The organism is Catenulispora sp. GAS73 (genome assembly GCF_041262085.1).
Lineage (GTDB): Bacteria > Actinomycetota > Actinomycetes > Streptomycetales > Catenulisporaceae > Catenulispora.
Genome location: NZ_JBGCCM010000002.1, coordinates 88,240 through 104,905, shown reverse-complemented (window position 1 = coordinate 104,905; position 16,666 = coordinate 88,240). Strand labels below are relative to the sequence as shown.

The 16,666-nt window shown below is 70.1% G+C and carries 15 protein-coding genes; 9 read left to right on the top strand and 6 right to left on the bottom strand.

What is annotated here, in order from left to right:
- Positions 1-151: 151 nt before the first annotated feature.
- From secY to ABH935_RS02975, 3 genes are all read right to left on the bottom strand, one after another.
- Entirely contained in the window at positions 152-1,501 is a 1,350-nt protein-coding gene (secY, locus tag ABH935_RS02985) for a preprotein translocase subunit SecY (protein ID WP_370376211.1), read from the bottom strand.
- A 104-nt stretch (positions 1,502-1,605) separates the two neighbouring features.
- Positions 1,606-2,082, bottom strand: a complete 477-nt coding sequence (locus ABH935_RS02980; protein WP_370376210.1) for a hypothetical protein — start codon at positions 2,080-2,082, stop codon at positions 1,606-1,608.
- A gap of 237 nt (positions 2,083-2,319) precedes the next feature.
- Positions 2,320-2,823 (bottom strand): SigE family RNA polymerase sigma factor, encoded by a 504-nt coding sequence (locus ABH935_RS02975; protein WP_370376209.1) that lies wholly within the window; start codon positions 2,821-2,823, stop codon positions 2,320-2,322.
- 209 nt (positions 2,824-3,032) lie between these two features.
- On the opposite strand from ABH935_RS02975, the gene ABH935_RS02970 reads away from it, so the two are divergent.
- The 4 genes from ABH935_RS02970 to ABH935_RS02955 all read left to right on the top strand — a co-directional run bounded on the left by ABH935_RS02970 (position 3,033) and on the right by ABH935_RS02955 (position 5,990).
- A complete protein-coding gene (locus ABH935_RS02970) occupies positions 3,033-3,554 on the top strand; it encodes a CGNR zinc finger domain-containing protein (protein WP_370376208.1) in 522 nt (173 codons plus the stop codon).
- A gap of 112 nt (positions 3,555-3,666) precedes the next feature.
- On the top strand, positions 3,667-4,551 hold the full coding sequence (locus tag ABH935_RS02965; RefSeq protein WP_370376207.1) for an alpha/beta fold hydrolase: 885 nt from the start codon (positions 3,667-3,669) through the stop codon (positions 4,549-4,551).
- Positions 4,552-4,637: 86 nt separating this feature from the next.
- Positions 4,638-5,081 carry a hypothetical protein gene (locus ABH935_RS02960; protein ID WP_370376206.1) on the top strand — a complete coding sequence of 148 codons (444 nt, stop codon included), beginning with the start codon at positions 4,638-4,640 and terminating at the stop codon, positions 5,079-5,081.
- Complete coding sequence (locus tag ABH935_RS02955) at positions 5,082-5,990, top strand: TIGR01777 family oxidoreductase (protein WP_370376205.1); 909 nt, start codon at positions 5,082-5,084, stop codon at positions 5,988-5,990.
- A 193-nt stretch (positions 5,991-6,183) separates the two neighbouring features.
- Here the strand turns inward: ABH935_RS02955 and ABH935_RS02950 are convergent, their stop codons facing one another.
- A complete protein-coding gene (locus ABH935_RS02950) occupies positions 6,184-8,859 on the bottom strand; it encodes a LuxR C-terminal-related transcriptional regulator (protein ID WP_370376204.1) in 2,676 nt (891 codons plus the stop codon).
- 476 nt (positions 8,860-9,335) lie between these two features.
- Here ABH935_RS02950 and ABH935_RS02945 point away from each other — a divergent pair, with 476 nt between their 5' ends.
- Together ABH935_RS02945 and ABH935_RS02940 are read left to right on the top strand one after the other, a co-directional pair.
- On the top strand, positions 9,336-10,094 hold the full coding sequence (locus ABH935_RS02945) for a thioesterase II family protein (protein ID WP_370376203.1): 759 nt from the start codon (positions 9,336-9,338) through the stop codon (positions 10,092-10,094).
- Between the two features lie 159 nt (positions 10,095-10,253).
- Positions 10,254-11,093 carry a tryptophan 2,3-dioxygenase gene (locus tag ABH935_RS02940; RefSeq protein WP_370376202.1) on the top strand — a complete coding sequence of 280 codons (840 nt, stop codon included), beginning with the start codon at positions 10,254-10,256 and terminating at the stop codon, positions 11,091-11,093.
- Positions 11,094-11,124: 31 nt separating this feature from the next.
- On the opposite strand, the gene ABH935_RS02935 is transcribed toward ABH935_RS02940, so the two are convergent.
- Complete coding sequence (locus tag ABH935_RS02935; protein WP_370376201.1) at positions 11,125-12,378, bottom strand: sensor histidine kinase; 1,254 nt, start codon at positions 12,376-12,378, stop codon at positions 11,125-11,127.
- Between the two features lie 23 nt (positions 12,379-12,401).
- Positions 12,402-13,064 carry a response regulator transcription factor gene (locus tag ABH935_RS02930; protein ID WP_370376200.1) on the bottom strand — a complete coding sequence of 221 codons (663 nt, stop codon included), beginning with the start codon at positions 13,062-13,064 and terminating at the stop codon, positions 12,402-12,404.
- A gap of 164 nt (positions 13,065-13,228) precedes the next feature.
- On the opposite strand from ABH935_RS02930, the gene ABH935_RS02925 reads away from it, so the two are divergent.
- From ABH935_RS02925 to ABH935_RS02915, 3 genes are all read left to right on the top strand, one after another.
- Positions 13,229-14,425 carry an ABC transporter permease gene (locus ABH935_RS02925; protein WP_370376199.1) on the top strand — a complete coding sequence of 399 codons (1,197 nt, stop codon included), beginning with the start codon at positions 13,229-13,231 and terminating at the stop codon, positions 14,423-14,425.
- 79 nt (positions 14,426-14,504) lie between these two features.
- Positions 14,505-15,887: an ABC transporter permease gene (locus ABH935_RS02920; protein ID WP_370376198.1), complete on the top strand. Its 1,383-nt coding sequence runs from the start codon at positions 14,505-14,507 to the stop codon at positions 15,885-15,887.
- 7 nt (positions 15,888-15,894) lie between these two features.
- A complete protein-coding gene (locus ABH935_RS02915) occupies positions 15,895-16,617 on the top strand; it encodes an ABC transporter ATP-binding protein (protein WP_370376197.1) in 723 nt (240 codons plus the stop codon).
- Positions 16,618-16,666 lie beyond the last annotated feature (49 nt).

The following is a 16,666-nucleotide window of genomic DNA, read 5'->3' as shown; positions in this document are numbered from 1 at the left end:
CCACTTCAGGGATCCGGCTCCTCCACGAGCGGCGTCCGGGGCGAGTGGGGACTCGACCACCTCGGAGGCCGGACGGGGTCGGTTGGCGTGGGGCTGTCCTCGGGACGGCCCCACGTTTGTTTCGCGTGCGTCCTCGGGCCCGCCGCACCGGTCACCGCAGAAAGCCCTCGTAGTTGTGCTGCTGAAGCTGAGACTCGATCTGCTTCACCGTCTCCAGGCCGACCCCGACCATGATCAGGATCGTGGTGCCGCCGAACGGGAACGACGCGCTCGCGTGCAGCCGGTCGAGCGCGATCATCGGGATCGCCGCGATCACCGCCAGGTAGAGCGCGCCGGGCCACATGATGCGCGTCGAGGTGTAGCGCAGGTACTCGACCGTCGGCCGGCCGGCGCGGATGCCGGGGACGAAGCCGCCGTACTTCTTCATGTTGTCGGCGATCTCCACGGCGTCGAACGTGATCGACATGTAGAAGAACGCGAAGCCGAGGATCAGCAGGAGGTAGCTGAGCGTGTAGGTCAGCGGGTATCCGTGGATCGTCGTGGTGAACTGCTTGTTGATCCAGCCCTGCCAGCCCTTCGTCGCGGTCGAGCCGCCGGTCAGGCCGACCAGCATCACCGGCATCTGCAGCACCGACGAGGCGAAGATGACCGGCACGACGCCCGGCTGGTTCAGCTTCAGCGGGATGTACGTCGACGAGCCGCCGTACGCGCGTCGGCCGATCATGCGCTTGGAGTACTGGACCGGGATCCGGCGCTGGCCCTGCTCGACGAACACGACCGCGGCCACGGTCACCACGCCCACCGCCAGCACGCCGCAGAACACCGGCCAGCCGTCCAGGGTGTGCGAGGCCAGCTTGATCGCCCACAGCGAGCCGGGGAACCTCGCGGCGATCGAGGTGAACATCAGGACCGACATCCCGTTGCCGACGCCGCGGTCGGTGACCAGTTCCCCGAGCCACATCAACAGCGACGTGGCGGCCGTCATGATGATGACCATCACGACCGTGCCCTCCCACGTCACCGTGGGGTAGAAGACGGCGGTGCTGCCGCACTTGCTGCCCAGCAGGTAGCCGGGGTTGTTGCGGGCCGCCGTCAACGTCATCGTCGATTCCAGGACCGACAGGCCGATCGTCAGGTAGCGCGTGTACTGCGTGATCTTCGCCTGCCCGGCCTGGCCCTCCTGCTTCAGCGCCTCCAGTCGCGGGATCACGACGGTGAGCAGCTGCAGGATGATCGACGCCGTGATGTACGGCGTGATACCGAGCGCGAAGATGGACAGTTGCAGGAGCGCGCCGCCGGAGAACAGGTTGAGCAGGCTGAAGGCCTGGCTGCTCGTGCCCGATTGGGCTGACGCTCCGGTGCAGGCGGCCAGCGCCCTGGTGTTCACGCCGGGCAGCGGGATGTGGGCGCCGAAGCGGTAGACGGCCATGATGGCCAGTGTGAACAGTAGCTTTCTTCGCAAATCGGGCGTCCGGAACGCGCGGAAGAACGCGGTGAGCATCGACGGCCCTCCGTGGGAGATGAAGATCCAGGTCTTTTTGGGCAGCTTGAACGGATCGGGCGGCGCGAACGGTTTTACGCGGGCCCGGTCCTACAGGTCCGGCGCTACAGCCAGGCGGCCTTCCGGAGGACGGTCAACGTGCCGCGGTGCGCCGTGCGCCAGTTCGCGACGGCGTTCGCCATGGAAGCCGTGACGGTGGATGTGGGCGCGGTGGTCGTGTCAGGCGCCGTGGAGGTTGTGGAGGTTGTGGAGGTCGCGCCGGGCCCCGAAGGCGTCCGGAGTTCGGGCAGATCAGGGCCCGTATTCCCCCCGTACGTGCCGCTGCCCGGGATGTTCGTGGGCCGCGCCGACGCGCCCGATTCGTTCAGCGCGTAGGCGGTTCCCAGCCCGATCGCCGCCGCGGCGGCTGCCGACCCGACGGCCTTGCCGACCATCCGGTGCCGCCGGACCCGCTGCCCGCGATCGAGCGCGCGGCGGGTCATCGCGTCGATGTCGGGGCGGCACTCGGCTGCGGTGGCGTCGAAGGCCGCGCGCACCGTTCCCGTGCCGTCGGCGGCGGTCTCGAAGATGTCGGTGGACACTGGTGGGCCGTCCTTCCTTCTGTTGCGTCTGCTGGGGTCGGGGTGGCGGTTAGGGCGTGTTTGAGAAGTCGGGTGGGTAGTGTCCCGCAGCTGGTGAGCAGGTCGAGCGCGACGGCTCAGCGGCAAGTCTGGCAAGACGGACGGCCTGCCTCATCCTGGTTGGCTGTGGCTGGTCGTCCGGCGCCGCCAGGCGCCGCCGATCAGTCGTCGCGCCCCGCCCGACTTCTCAAATACGCCCTAGCCGGGGAGCCGTTCGGGGAACACCTCGCCGAGCGCGAGGCGCAGCCGGCCGAGGGCCCGCGAGGATTGCGTGCGGACGGAAGCGGAGCTGATGCCCAGGACCGCCGCGACGTCCTCGACGCTGAGGTCCTCCCAATACCGGAGCACGACCACGGCCCGGTCCTTGGCGGACAGGTTCGCGAGCTCCGCGAGCAGGGTCAGCCGCACCGCGGAGTCGACGTCCTCGATGACGCCCTCCGGCGGATCGGCGATCGGCTGCTCCGTCGAGCGCTTCCGGCGGCGCTGGCTGATGAAGGTGCGGGTGAGGACGGTCTGCGCGTAGGCGGCGGGGTGCTCGACCTTGCTGACCCGGCGCCAGGCCAGGTACACCTTGACGAGCGTGTCCTGGGTGAGGTCTTCGGCCAGGTGCCAGTCGCCGCAGGCCAGGAAGTACGCGGTACGGAAGAGTCGGGCCCCGTGTGCGGCAGTGAACTCTTGGAAGGCCTGCCGGTCATCCTTCATCTCCCCTTGCCCTCATCGCCCGTGCTGGTTGACGTCCACATAACGTTCAACGCGCGAGGGCGGGCGCCTTGTGACAGCTTTCGGCGAGGAATTCCGCGGCGGGTGGGAGGTGGCGTCGCGACTAACTTCTTTCGCCGTTTTTGCTGGTTAGACTGGGAGGCCAGGACAGAGCGACCGGCGAAGACGCGCGAGGAGGTTGGAACGTGTCGATGGCGACCATGCCGATGGCGGAGCCCACCGATGAGCAATTGTTGCTGAACCTGCTCAACACGACGCCCGTGGTGGACGGGCAGGAGCGGGACGAACTCGGCGACTTCGCGTCGGCGCGGGGATGGCTCGCGGCGAACGGGCAGAAGGCGACGAAGCAGGAGTGGCAGGGGCTGCTGGAGGTGCGGCCGGTCCTGCAGGCGATCGTTCGTGGCGAACGGAGCCCGACGGCGCTTGCGGCGTTCCTGGACGGGGTCGGCTATCGGCCGCGTGCCACGGTGGACGGTCTCGACTGGGATCTGCACGCTCCCGAGGGGCGCGTCGCGGCGGCGAAGGCCGTGATCGCGTGGGACGCACTGCGGGTTTCGAGCCCGGGCCGGCTTCGGGCCTGTGCGAATGCTGAGTGCCAGCTGTTCCTGATCGATCGGAGCAAGCCGAACAGTGCGAAGTGGTGCTCGATGGCCGTGTGCGGCAACCGGATGAAGGCGCGTCGGCATTACCACCGGGCTGGTGAGACGGCTTAGGCGTGTCGCGCGCCCCGCGTCTCCGCGCCTAACCCTTAAAATCGTCTTGACAGGTTAGGTCGAGCGCGGTTGACTGAGACACGTCACCGACCAGCGGTCAAGGAGATGCGAAATGAGCAACGGAGTGGACTACCGGTCTGCCCAGGTCGACGGTCTGAAGGTCTTCTACCGTGAGGCGGGTCCGGCGGGTCCGGCGGGTCCGGCGGATGCGCCGGTTGTGCTGCTGCTGCACGGTTTCCCGACCGCCGGCCACATGTTCCGGGACCTGATCCCGGCCCTGGCCGAGCGCTACCGGGTCATCGCCCCGGACCTGCCGGGCTTCGGCCAGTCCGGGATGCCGAGCCGGGAGGAGTTCGAGTACTCCTTCGCGCACATAGCGGAGGTCATCGACCGGTTCACCGAGGAGATCGGCCTCGACCGGTACGCGATCTACGTGTTCGACTACGGCGCGCCGACCGGCTTCCGTCTGGCGACCCTGCACCCGGAGCGGGTCACGGCGATCATCTCGCAGAACGGCAACGCGTACGAAGAGGGCCTGAGCGACGGCTGGACGCCGATCCGCGCCTACTGGGAGGACAGGTCGCAGGCCAACCGGGAGGCGCTGCGCACCTTCCTGTCGCCGGAGATGGTGGCGTGGCAGTACACGCACGGCACCCCCGAGACCGCGACGGTTTCCCCGGACGGATACAGCCTCGACAGCTTCTACCTCGCGCGCCCCGGTGCCGACGAGGTCCAGCTGGACCTGATGGGCGACTACAAGTCGAACGTGGAGCTGTACCCGGCCTTCCAGGAGTACTTCCGCAAGTACACGCCGCCGTTGCTCGCCGCGTGGGGCCGCAACGACCCCTTCTTCCTGCCGGCCGGCGCCGAGGCCTACCGCCGCGACAACCCGAATGCCACGGTGCGCTTCTTCGACACCGGGCACTTCGCACTTGAGACGCATGCCGACGAGATTGCCGAGGCGATCCTCGACTTCCTGGGGAACGCAGGGCTCTGAGGTACTTAGGGGTCAGTCATGACCAGCGAGGCTGCAGGTGCGGTGCGGTGCGGTGCGGTGCGGTGCGGAGGCGTACTCTGCGGCTCGTGATCCTCGAAGCCGCATATCTGCTGCCGGCCGCGGTGTGGACCGGCTCCATGACCTACAGCCTCGCCGTCGTGCAGCCGCGGAGTGCGCGGTTCTTCCGCGACGACGATCAGCTGGAGGAGTTCCTGACGGTCCTCGCGCACGGGAACCGTTGGCGCGTACTGGCGATGGCGGGGGTGTTGATCGCGAGTGCCACGGCGATCATCGTCGCGTGTCCGTGGGCCGGGGCGCGGGTGGTCTATGGCATCGCGCTCGCGTTGGACGTGGCTGCGACCGCCGTGTTCGTGCACGTGTCGTGGCGGCACTGGCCGGCGCGCGTCTTCGCGCTTCCGGAGGAGCGGCCGGACTTCCGGCGGCGGCTGCGGATGAGTGCGCGGGCGATCTGGCTGCTGGTCGGGGCCGGGTTCGTGCTCACGCTGACGGCGAGCGTGGGGCGCGGCTAGGTGCGGGTGGTCATCGCGGGATCGAGCGGGCTGATCGGCGGCGCCTTGTGTGCGGCTTATCGCGAGGACGGTCACGACGTGGTCCGGCTGGTCCGCCGACCGACGCAGGCTCCTGATGAGGTGCGGTGGGACAGTGAGCGTCCGGATCCCCGCCTCGTCGCCGGCGCCGACGCAGTCATCAACCTGGCCGGCGCCCCGCTCGGCGACCGCCGCTGGAACGCCCGCTACCGCGACCTGATCGCCTCCAGCCGCATCGACACGGCGACCGCGCTGGCCACGATGACGGCACGCGCCGCCACGAAGCCGACCGTCCTGATCTCGATGTCAGGCATCAGGTACTACGGCGTCGACCGCGGCGACGAAGAACTCACCGAGGCGAGCACGCCGGGGACCGACGGCTTCCTGCCGCGTGTCACGTCGCGGTGGGAGGCCGCCACCCGGCCGGCCGCCAAAGCCGGCGTGCGCGTCTGCCACCTGCGGACCGCTCTCGTGTTGTCGGCCACCGGCGGCCTGCTACCGCGTCTGCTGACACCGTTCCGCTACGGCCTCGGCACCACCCTCGGATCGGGCCGGGCGTATTGGAGCTTCCTGACACTCCATGACACCGTCGCGGCCATCCGCTTCCTGGCCGAGCATCCGCAGACCGAAGGCCCCTACAACCTCTCGACACCGGCCCCGACCCGCGCGGCCGATTTCACGAACGCCCTGGCATCGGCGCTCGGCAGATCGGCATGGCTACGCCTACCGGTCTGGGCATTGCGCATCGGCGTCGGACAGATGGGGCCGGAAGTGCTGGGCAGCCTGCGGGTCCTGCCGGAGCGGTTGACCGCAGCCGGGTTCCGGTTCCGTGACGCCGACATCGAGTCCGCGGTGAGCGCGGCGCTTCGGGAACGCCTGAACTCCGCGTAGCCGCCGACATCCAGCGCACCCGCACCCGAGCCCGAGTGCGCTGGCCGCGATGCCGCGCCGCGCCGCCCGAATCGCCCGCGCCGCGCTGCCTACACCCGCCCATACCTCACCGCCCGCACCGCGCCCGCAGCAGCCGCGCCGCGCCCGTGCCGCGGTCGCACTTCACCACACCGCGCCGCGCACACCGCACCGCTCACCCCCGCGCCTCGGCATCCAGCACCGTCCGGATCAGCGCCGCGCGGCTCGACACCCCCAGCTTCCGGTAGATCTGCCCGAGGTGGGCATCGACCGTCCGTCTGCTCAGGAACAGCCGCTCGGCGATCTGCACGCTCGTGACCCCCGTGCTCGCCAGGGCCGCGATCTCGCGCTCGCGGGTCGTGAGCGCCGCGAGCGCGTCGGTCGCCTCGCGCTGGACGCTTCGTTCGGCGGCCTTCTCGGCGAGGCGGGTGCGCTGCTTCGTCGTCTCGTCGACCAACAGTGTCGCCTCGCACTGCTCGGCCAGTGTCGTCGCGCGGTCGAGCCAGTCTCGCGCCTGCCGGTGGTGTCCGAGCGCCGCCGCCAGTGTGGCCGCCTCCGACAGGGTGCGGCAGACCTCGATGCGCTCGCCGCTCGCGGTGAAGCCCTCGACGGCCTGTTGGGCGCTGGCGAGGGCGGCTTTGAGGTCGTCGCGCAGCCACTGGGCTCGCATGCGCGCGCGGAAGGCGAAGGCGCGGGTGCTCGCCGAGGGCAGTTGTTCGAGGGAGGCCTCGGCCAGTGCGGCCCAGCGGTCGGCTGCTAGGGGGTCCTTCTCGCGCAGCGCAATCTCAGACAGGGCGTCGCAGGAGCGCGTCCTGCGGGCCGCTATCAGGTTGGGGAGGTCCGGGCCGCCCGCCGCCTCCAGCAGGAGCCTGCCGGCCCGCGACGTGTCCCCCGCGAGTAGGACGATCTCGGCCCGGCGGCAGCGGACCACGACCGCCCACACCGTCGTGCGGGTCTCGGTCCACGCCGCGGCCTGGTCGGCCCAGGCCAGGGCCCGCCGCTGCGCGTCGTCCTCGTTCGTCCACACCAAGGCCGAGGCGCGGATGATCGCGAGGATCGCCTTGGTCGCCGGGTTCTCGGCGTTCTCGACGTACAGGTCTGCCTCGTCGAGGGTGGCCAGGGCCCGCTTCACGCTGCCGGCGCGGGCCTGCGTGTCCGCCAGCGTCTTCAGGATCATCGGCAGGATGTACGTCTGCCCGCTGCGCCGCGACAGTGCCGCGCCACGGATCAGGTGGCGCTCGCCGTCGGCCAGGCGGGACAGCATCGTCTCGCTGAAGCCGAGCTGGTAGACGGCCTCCAGGTTCCGTAGCAGTGCGGCGTCGGAGGCCGCGTCGACGAGTTCGGCGGCTTGCGTGATCGCCACTTCGGCCGCGTCCAGTTCGTCCGAGGACAGCAGTGCCATCGCCGCCTGGGCCTGGGCCAGGGCCTCGCCGACGGTGTCGTGGACGCCGTGGGCCAATGCGGCGGCGACTTCGGCGTGCTGCCGCGCCCGCACGTAGTCGGCCTGGTCCAGGGCGTTGTCGGCCTGCATGCTGTGCAGCGCGGCGGCGGCTGAGTCGTCGTCCGGCACGGACGCCAGGCCCGAGCGCAGGATCGCGGCCGACTCGGACAGCTGCCCGAGTTGGCGTTCCAGGCGGCCGGCGACGGCCACCGCGGTCACGTCGCCGGTCGGGTTGCCGACGATCGCGGGCAGCGTGTGCAGCAGGTTGCGGCCTTCGGACGCCTGTCCGGTCAACAGTTGCGCGCGAGCCAGCAGGACCTGCGCTTCACGCTGCTCTGGGGAGTTCTCCTGCAACTGTGGGAGCGCCGCCTGCAGGTACCGCGCCGCGTCGGCGGGAGCCGTGTGGATGGTCAGGCGGGCCGCGGCCAGCAGGGTGGCCGTGTGCTCCGGGCGGCTCGGGTCGGCCGCGCGGGTCAGGTGGTGGGCCCGCCGGGCGATCGGCGCGGCCTGGCTGGCCAGCACGCTCTCGGCGCGCAGGTGGATGGTGATGCGCGAGCCGGGGTCGATCCGCCGGTACACGACCTCGCTCACGGCCGGATGGCGCACGGCGAACCGCGCGATCGTGCCGGTCGGCCGCACGATGTCCAGCCGGGTCAGTGAGTCCAGCGCGTCCAGGGCTTCGTCGGCCGACAGCCCGGCGACCGCCGCGATCAGCTGCGGGTGGGCCGGCTCGCCGAGCACGGCCAGGGTCTGCAACGTCGTCAGCGCGGTGTGGTCCAGCTCGGCGAGTTCGCCGACGACCGCGCGGGCGGCGTCCGCGTGCGGGTCGCCGTCGGCGCTCAGGATCCTGAGGTACTGCGGGTTGCCGCCGGACGCCTCGTGGACGGTGGCGAGGCGGGGGATGTCGCCGACCAGCGCCCGGGCTTCGTCGCGGGAGAGCGGGCCGAGCTCCCACACGTCGAGCAGGTCGGCGGCCACGGCGCGGGAGACGGCGGCGGCGACCGCGGGAGCGAGCTGGCGGCGGCGGTAGGCCAGCAGCAACAGCATCGGGGCGTCGGTCGCCGCCCGGATGAGGCGTTCCAGGGCCGGCAGGTCGTCGGAGGCTATGCGGTGCAGCTCGTCCGCCACCGCGACGACGGGGCTGCCCGGCGGCGTGACGCCCGCACCCATGGCCACGATGACGTCCCCGAAAGCCGGCCCCAGGACCTGGATCCCGGCCGCCCGGGCCCGTGCCGCCAGGTGCGTGACCAGCGTGCTCTTCCCGATCCCGGGCTCCCCGGCCACGGCGATCGCCCGCCCACGCCCCGCCTGCAGCCGCATCAGGGCACTGTCCAACGCGCTGACTTCGGCGGCTCGGCCGATCACCTGCCGTGGGCGGTCGGCGGCGCCGCGATCTGGGGGTGTCGGCATAAAGCCTCCTGGAGCGATCCGCAGCGAATCCATACCAGCGATCCGCCGGTCACCATATGTCAGCAGTCTTAGTGAAACGGCTGGCTCGGGAGTCGGGTTCACCAGCATGTGACCCATATAGTCCGGGGCCCGCCGGGGACGATATCAGTGCTCTTCGCACAACTACCTACAGCAGGGCTACGGTGATGTCCCGTATTTGTACCGATGCGCTGTCGGCCAATACCGCATTCACTTGGTGTGCGCGGTCGAGGCCACCTCAGGCGACGGCCCGGTGTACTACTCAGAATCAGCCACTGGATGTGCTCCATACCCCCACACCACGCTCGGTGCCTGAGAGGGCGGATTGTCATCATCAGCCCTCTGAAGTCCGTCGGTGCCCGCCTGTCCGGACCCGAGGAGTCTGACATGCCCGTGTATGAAGACGCCGACACATCCACAATCGCCGCGCCGAAGACCTTAACGGCGGCCGGGTGATCATGACTGCCGCCACCGATGCCGCGCAGGCCCGGTGGTTCCGTGACCAGAACCGGCGCGCGGGCGGGATCAGGCTGTTCTGCCTGCCGCCGGCGGGGGCCGGGGCCTCGACGTTCCGCGGCTGGCCGGAGCTGATCGGGCCCGGGATCCAGGTGACCGCGATCCAGCTCCCGGGGCGTGAGGACCGTATTCGGGAGCCCGCGTACGATCGCCTGGACGGCCTGCTCGACGAGCTGGTGCCGGTCCTGGCCGGCGCCCTGGACGGGCCGTACGCGCTGTTCGGGCACAGCATGGGCGCCCTGATCGCCTACGAGGCGGCGCGCCGCCTGGTCGCGCAGGGTGCTCCGGCGCCGGTCCACCTGTTCGCCTCGGCCCACGGCGCACCGCACGCGCCCTACCGGCGCAGCTATGTCAGCAGCCTGCCGGACCCGGAGTTCAAGCGCGCCATGAGGTCCCTGAACGGGATTCCGAAGGCGGCGGTGCAGGAGACGGCTTTTCTCAGCCTGCTGCTACCGACCCTGCGCGCCGACTTCCAGCTGTGCGAGACCTACGAATACGTCGACGGCGCCCCGCTGCCCTGCCGGCTGACCGCCCTGGTCGGCGCCGACGACGACGTCTCCCCGATGGACCTGGCGCTGTGGCGGGAACTCAACACCGGGCCGTTCCGGATCCGGGTGATCGACGGCGACGTCACCTTCGTCACGAAGCACCGGCGGCAGGTCGCCGAGGTGGTCCGGGCCGGGCTGGCGGGGGAGTTCTGAGGGCGCGGATCATCCGCATCGGCCTCTTGCCGATCTGAACGCGAACGCCGCATCATGGGTGCGGGCCGGCCGACGCCAGAGTCGGACGGCCCGAGGGGACCGGCGCACCGACGAGTTCGAGCGGACCGCTACCCGGCAGCCCACACCAAGGATGTGCCGATGTCCTCCGTTCCACAGCAATCCGGCGTGCTCGCTCCCAGGCTCGACCTCGGCGGCACGACCCCGTACGACGACTACATCCGGGCGTCCGTCCTGTCCGGCCTCCAGCAGACCCGCACCGAGGACCCCGGCGAGATGGCGTTCATCGTCACCAGCCAGGTCATGGAGCTCTGGTTCACGCTCCTGGTCCACGAGTGGCAGACCGCGTCGGCGGCCCTGCGCGACGACGACCTCCCCACCGCACTGGCGGCCCTGCGCCGCAGCCTGGACGAACTGGCCGCCCTGAACGCCTCCTGGCAGCCCCTGGCCCAGCTCACCCCGACGCAGTTCAACGCCTACCGCGCAGCGCTGGGCGACGGCTCGGGCTTCCAATCCGCGACGTACCGGCGCCTGGAGTTCCTCCTCGGCGAGCGGTCCTCCTCGATGCTCGTCCCGCACACCGGCACCCCGCAGATGCACGCCGAACTCCAGAAGGCGCTGCACGAACCGAGTCTCTACGACGAGGTCCTGCACCTCCTGCACCGCCGCGGCCACCCGATCCCGCACACAGTCCTGGACCGCGACCTCACCCGCCGCTACGAGGGTGACCCAGCCGTCGAGCAGGTCTGGGCCGAGATCTACGCCGCGCCCGACCGCGAGCCGGACCTGGTCCGCCTCGGCGAAGCGCTCACCGACGTCGCCGAGGCGATGTGGCGCTGGCGCGGCGACCACCTGATGGCGACCCGGCGAGCGATGGGAGCGAAGGTCGGGACCGGCGGCTCGGCCGGGGTTGCGTGGCTGGCTAAGCGCGCTGAGACGTTGGTCTTCCCCGAGTTGTGGACGGCCCGCAGCAGGGTGTGAGCTTGCGCGCTGTTGGGGAGCATGTCGCGATTCACGGCGTGAAACGCAGCGTGAGCACGAGCCCGCCCTCATCGCGAGGGCGGGCGGTCAGCTCCGCGCTGTGGGCCACGGCGATCGAGCGTGCGATCGACAGGCCCAGGCCGTGCCCGGTGGCCGCGGTGCGGTCGGGGCCGTGTCGCCGGAACGGCTCGAACAGGTCGGGGATCTTCTCGGGCGACACCTGCGGGCCGGTGTTGGTGACGGTCAGCGTCGAGTCGGCGGCGTCGAGGCGGACGTCGACCCGGCCGCCGGGGCGGTTGTACTGGACCGCGTTCCGCGTCAGGTTCGTCAGCAGCTGGCGCAGCAGCACCGGGTCGCCGTGCACGACCGGCGGCGGGGAGACGTCCGCGTCGACCTCGACGCGCACGTCGTTCGTCGTCGCCAGGGGCGCCAGGTCGCCGGCCACGACGCGGGCCACGGCGGCGAGGTCCACTGGCTCGGTCGACTCCAGTCCGCGATCGCTGCGGGCCAGCAGGAGCAGGGCATTGATCAGGCGCTCGGCCTCGTGGTTGGCGGCGAGCATGTCGTCGCGGACCTCGGCGAGTTCGTCGGGCAGCGGGTCGGCGAAGCCCACTTGAAGACATGTGCGCTGCACGGCGAGCGGCGTCTTGAGTTCGTGTGAGGCGTTGGCGACGAAGCGGCGCTGGCTCTCGAAGGCCTTCTCCAGCCGGTCGAGCATGGTGTCGAAGGTGTCGGCGAGCCGGTGCAGCTCGTCGTCGGGCCCGGTGAGCGACAGCCGCTGGTCCAGGTTCTGCTCGCCGATCTGCCGCGCCGCCGCGGTGATCGTGGCGACCGGACGCAGCGCCCGGCCGGCCATCCGCCAGCCGAGCAGCCCGGCGACCACCGCCATCACCACGAGGCCGATCCCCGACCAGAACACCATCTCGCGCAGGGCGGTGTCCTGGACGGCCTGCACGGTCTGGTCGATCTTCTGGATCAGCGCCGCGCCTTCGGTCCCCGGCGACGTCCGGTGGGCCGATCCGGTTGGTAGGGCGGGGGAAGAGGGAGAGAATGGCCCCGTGTCGTAGTCCGGCGCGGTGACGTAGGTGATCCCCATCCCCTGGACGTGCTGCACCGTGCCATGCCGCGCGAGCACCACGACGAACGTGAGCAGGGCGCTCCCGACCAGCAGGAAGAGCCCTGCGAAGGACGTGGCCAGGCGTACGCGGAAGGGCATGCGGCTTATCAGGGTTCGGGGGTCGAAGGGCACCTTGAAGCGCATCGTGAAGCGCTCGTCGCGGCGCACGCTTCGAAGCCGAAGCCGAAAGCTCAGTCGCACAATCGGTACCCACCCTGCCGATCAGCGACGATCACACTAGGATCGCCAAGCTTCCCCCGTAGCCGGCTGACGGTGGCCCGCACCGCACCGGTGCGGGGATCGAGGTACTCGTCCCAGACCGTCCGCACCAGTTCGTCATGCTGCACAGCGGCCCCGCGCGCCGCCAACAGCAGCCGCAACACCGCGAACTCCTTCGGCGTCAGCTCCAGCTGCCGACCCTCCACCGACACCTCGTGCCGCGTGTCGTCCAAGGTGATGCTCCCGGACCGCAACACGGTCGCGGCCGGCCGGTGCGCCCGCCGGCTCAACGCCCGCACCCGCGCGACCAGCTCGCCGAAGTCGAAGGGCTTGGCCAGGTAGTCGTCCGCGCCGAGCGTGGTGAGGCCGTAGACCTTGTCGGACAGCGTCCCGGCCGCCGTCAGCATCAGGATCTGCGGCGGGTCGACCAGCTCGCGCAGCCGCCGGCACACCTCGTCGCCGCTGAGCACCGGCAGGTCGCGGTCCAGGATCAGCACGTCGTAAGCGGTCAGCAGGCACATCCGCTCGGCCTCGTCGCCGGCCGGCGCGATGTCCACGGCCATCGCCTCGCGGCGCAGTCCGGTGGCGATCGTGCGCGCCAGGACGCGGTGGTCCTCGGCCACCAGGACTCTCATGGCTCCATGAAACCATGATCATGATGACAGCCGGATAAGAATGTCGCGACACGTTCGGCCTGGTAGAGGCACTATGCGGCGCCACGAGGTCACGACAGTGCCGATTCTTATGCTCCTGTAACAGGTTTACTCAGCCGTACGCGTCGCGCTGCTTGCATCGGCCCATGAACTTCGTCAAGCGAGCCGGCATGAGCCTGGTCGTCAGAGCCTCCAGGACCGTCGCCCTCCTGGCGATCTTCGCCGTCATCTGCACCTTGCTCCTCGGCGGCTTCCTGTTGCGCAGCGGTGCGGCGCGCCAGGAAGCGGCCGCGCAACGCGACATCGGCGTCGACGTGACCGTCCGCAAGCCCGCCGGATTCACGCCGGAACTGGCCGACCGGCTCGGCGCGTCCGGCGTGGTGCACCGCTACAACCCGGAGATCGTCGTCCGGGCCGGCGCGCGCAACATCACGCCCTTGAACTCGGGGCCGCTGACCGTCAACGGAGTCCGGGACCTGGGGCTGCTCCTACCCTTCTCCTACGGATCGATGAAGATCCTCCAAGGGCGGGGAATCCGCCCCGAGGACGCCGGCCGCGACATCGCAGTGATCGAACATCGCTTGGCCGACAAGGACCACCTCGCGATCGGCGACACCGTTCAGCTGCGCTCCACAGACGGCGAGCACACGGTGCCGGTCACCGTCGTCGGCGTCTTCCAGGACCCCACGCCGGACCCGGTGGCGCCGTCGCCGACGCCGGAACTGCCCGGCAACGCGCTGTATGTGCCGCATGCCACCACGCAGAAGCTCAGTACCGCACCGCTGAACGTGACCGAGGCGGTCTACCGGATCGGCTCGCCCGACCAGGCCGAGCAGCTGAACGCGGACGCCGACCGGCTGTTGGGCGCCGGCACTTTCAGCATGCAGGTCAACGACAAGGCCTACCGCGACCAGGTTCGTCCGATCCAGCGCGTCGGCGCCTTCGCGGGGCTGATCGTCTGGGTGATCGCGGTGGCCGGGGCGCTGGTCCTAGGCCTCATCGTCATGCTTCAGATCCGCGAGCGGCGCGCCGAACTCGGGGTGCTGCTGTCGATGGGCGAGAAGAAGTGGAAGCTCATCGGCCAGCACGTCGTGGAGATGACGGCCGTGGCGCTGCCGGCCGTGGGTCTGGCCGCGTTGGCCGGCGCGCTCGCCGGGCCGTCCGTGGGGAAGGCGCTGCTCGGCCACCAATCCGGTGCTGCCGCGTCCTCGGTGCGGGTCGAGCCGGCCGCCGTCGCGGAGGTCGCGGCGCTCGGGCTCGGCATCTGCCTGGTCTCCACGGTCGTCCCGGGCATCGGGATCCTCCGGCTGCATCCCCGCTCCATCCTCACCGACATCGAATAGCGAACACCGAATAGCGAACACCGAATAGCGAACGCCGAAAAGTGAACATCGAACAGCGAACCGGGAGAACCGACGTCCCATGAACTTCGTCAAACGCGCCGGGCTCAGCCTGTGGGCCCGCAAGAGCCGCACGCTGATCACCCTGGCCACCTTCCTCGCCATCTCCGTGATGGTGCTGGCCGGCGTCCTGATCGATCACGCGACGGCCCACGCCGAGCAGAGCGTGAAGCGTTCCGTCGGGGCCGAGGTGGACCTCGCCATGGACCTGAGCAAGCTCGGTGCCGGGAGCGGATCCCTTCAGGCGCCCCAGATCGACGCGGCGACCGTCGACAAGATCGGCGCTCTGCCCCAGGTACAGAAGTACACCTACTCGACGTCGGATCGCGCGTTCCTGGCCGGTGGCGCGAGCTTGGCCGACGGCGGGCCTCCGGCTCCCATGGGACCCGGCGGGACCGTCTATCAGGCTGTCCTGAACAGCTCCGTCCTGCCGGACTTCCGCAGCGGCATGTTCACGCTCTTGTCCGGTGCGCACATCACGCCCGCCGACAAGGACAAGAAGCAGGTGCTGATCGAGGAGCGGCTCGCGGCGAAGAACCATCTCAAGGTCGGCGACAAGCTCACGCTGACCGGCAACGACGAGAAGACCACGGCCACGTTCACCGTCGGCGGGATCTACCGCGATCCGCGCGCGGCGAGTGAGACAGACCCCGATTACTACATCAGCTGGGCGAACATGGTCTACGGGACGTTCGGCGGCCTCGACGCGCTCGACGCTGGGAGCGGCGGGCTGCCGCAGGTGAGCACGGCGACCTTCATCCTGAACGACGCCGACGCGCAGAACGCGTTCAAGAACGCGGCCAAGCAGGCCGCCGGCTCCGCTCTCGACGCCTTCAAGCTGGACGTCAACTCCAAGGCCATCCAGCAGATGACGGGCCCGTTGGGCAGCATCCGGACGACCGCGACGCTGGCCATGTGGCTGATGGGCATCGCCGGGGCGGCGGTGCTGGCGCTGGTCGCGAACCTCGCCGTCAAGCAGCGTCGCAAGGAGTACGGCGTGCTGCTGGCCATGGGGGAGAAGAAGACCAAGCTGGTCTGGCAGCAGGTGCTGGAGATCGCCGCGGTCGCGATCCTCGCCGTCGGTCTCAGTTCCCTGATCGCACCGAGTCTGACGCAGAGCGCGGGGCAGTGGTTGTTGGGCCGGGACGCCTCTGCGGCGAAGCAGAAGATCGACGCCTGGAAGCCGCCGCCGCCCGGCAGCACCGGGCTCGGCGAGGGCATCGACCCGAACGCCAAGCCGGTCGCGAACGCCGATCCCATCGACAAGATCACGGTGGCGCTCGATCCGGCGGACCTCATCGCGGTCGGCGGCGTCGGGCTGGGGATCGGGCTGCTCGCCACCGCGATCCCGGCGACCGCCGTGCTGCGCCTCAGTCCCCGCACCATCCTCACGAAGGGCAAGTGAAACCGTCATGAGCGAAACCGCTATGAGCGACGTCAGCACCCCAACGCCGGTCCTGCGCCTGGTGGGCGTCAGCCACACCTACTCCGACCAGCGCCGCCGGAGCGCGGTCCTGAACGGGATCAGCTATTCCTTCGAGCGCGGCACGTTCTACACGATCCTGGGCCCCTCCGGCAGCGGCAAGACGACGCTGCTCAGCCTGGCCAGCGGCCTGGACACGCCGACCAAGGGCACCATCAGCTTCGACGGCCGGGACCTGAAGGAGCTGGGCCTGGGCCGCTATCGCAACCGGCACGCCGCCACTGTGTTCCAGCAGTACAACCTGCTCACCTACATGACCGCGCTGCAGAACGTCACCGCAGCCATGGAGATCACCGGCGTGAAGCCCGCGTCCGGCAGCCGCCGGGCCCGGGCGTTGGAGCTGCTGGAGCGGATCGGCCTGGACAAGGCGACGGCCACGCGCAACGTCCTGCGGCTGTCCGGCGGGCAGCAGCAGCGCGTCGCCATCGCCCGAGCGCTGGCCTGTGACGTCGACATCCTCTTCGCGGACGAACCCACGGGGAACCTCGACGAGGACACCGCTCAGGGCATCATCGACACCTTCCGCGAGCTGGCCCACGAGCAGGGCAAGTGCGTGGTCGTGGTGACGCACTCGCAGCACCTCGCGGCGCAGTCCGACCGGATCCTGGTCCTGCGCAAGGGCAAGCTCTCGGAGCAGGCGAAGGCTCGATGAGCCGCCGGCGGCGACGGACGTGGCGACGGACGGTGACGTCAACGTTCTA

Bases quoted from the DNA above. Each gene is read 5' to 3' on its own strand.
- ABH935_RS02970 (WP_370376208.1), top strand. From the start codon at position 3,033: ATGGCGACCATGCCGATGGCGGAGCCCACCGATGAGCAATTGTTGCTG.
- ABH935_RS02915 (WP_370376197.1), top strand. From the start codon at position 15,895: ATGAGCGAAACCGCTATGAGCGACGTCAGCACCCCAACGCCGGTCCTG.
- secY (WP_370376211.1), bottom strand. From the start codon at position 1,501: ATGCTCACCGCGTTCTTCCGCGCGTTCCGGACGCCCGATTTGCGAAGA.
- ABH935_RS02965 (WP_370376207.1), top strand. From the start codon at position 3,667: ATGAGCAACGGAGTGGACTACCGGTCTGCCCAGGTCGACGGTCTGAAG.
- ABH935_RS02925 (WP_370376199.1), top strand. From the start codon at position 13,229: ATGAACTTCGTCAAGCGAGCCGGCATGAGCCTGGTCGTCAGAGCCTCC.
- ABH935_RS02940 (WP_370376202.1), top strand. From the start codon at position 10,254: ATGTCCTCCGTTCCACAGCAATCCGGCGTGCTCGCTCCCAGGCTCGAC.
- ABH935_RS02920 (WP_370376198.1), top strand. From the start codon at position 14,505: ATGAACTTCGTCAAACGCGCCGGGCTCAGCCTGTGGGCCCGCAAGAGC.
- ABH935_RS02930 (WP_370376200.1), bottom strand. From the start codon at position 13,064: ATGAGAGTCCTGGTGGCCGAGGACCACCGCGTCCTGGCGCGCACGATC.
- ABH935_RS02975 (WP_370376209.1), bottom strand. From the start codon at position 2,823: ATGAAGGATGACCGGCAGGCCTTCCAAGAGTTCACTGCCGCACACGGG.
- ABH935_RS02945 (WP_370376203.1), top strand. From the start codon at position 9,336: ATGACTGCCGCCACCGATGCCGCGCAGGCCCGGTGGTTCCGTGACCAG.
- ABH935_RS02950 (WP_370376204.1), bottom strand. From the start codon at position 8,859: ATGCCGACACCCCCAGATCGCGGCGCCGCCGACCGCCCACGGCAGGTG.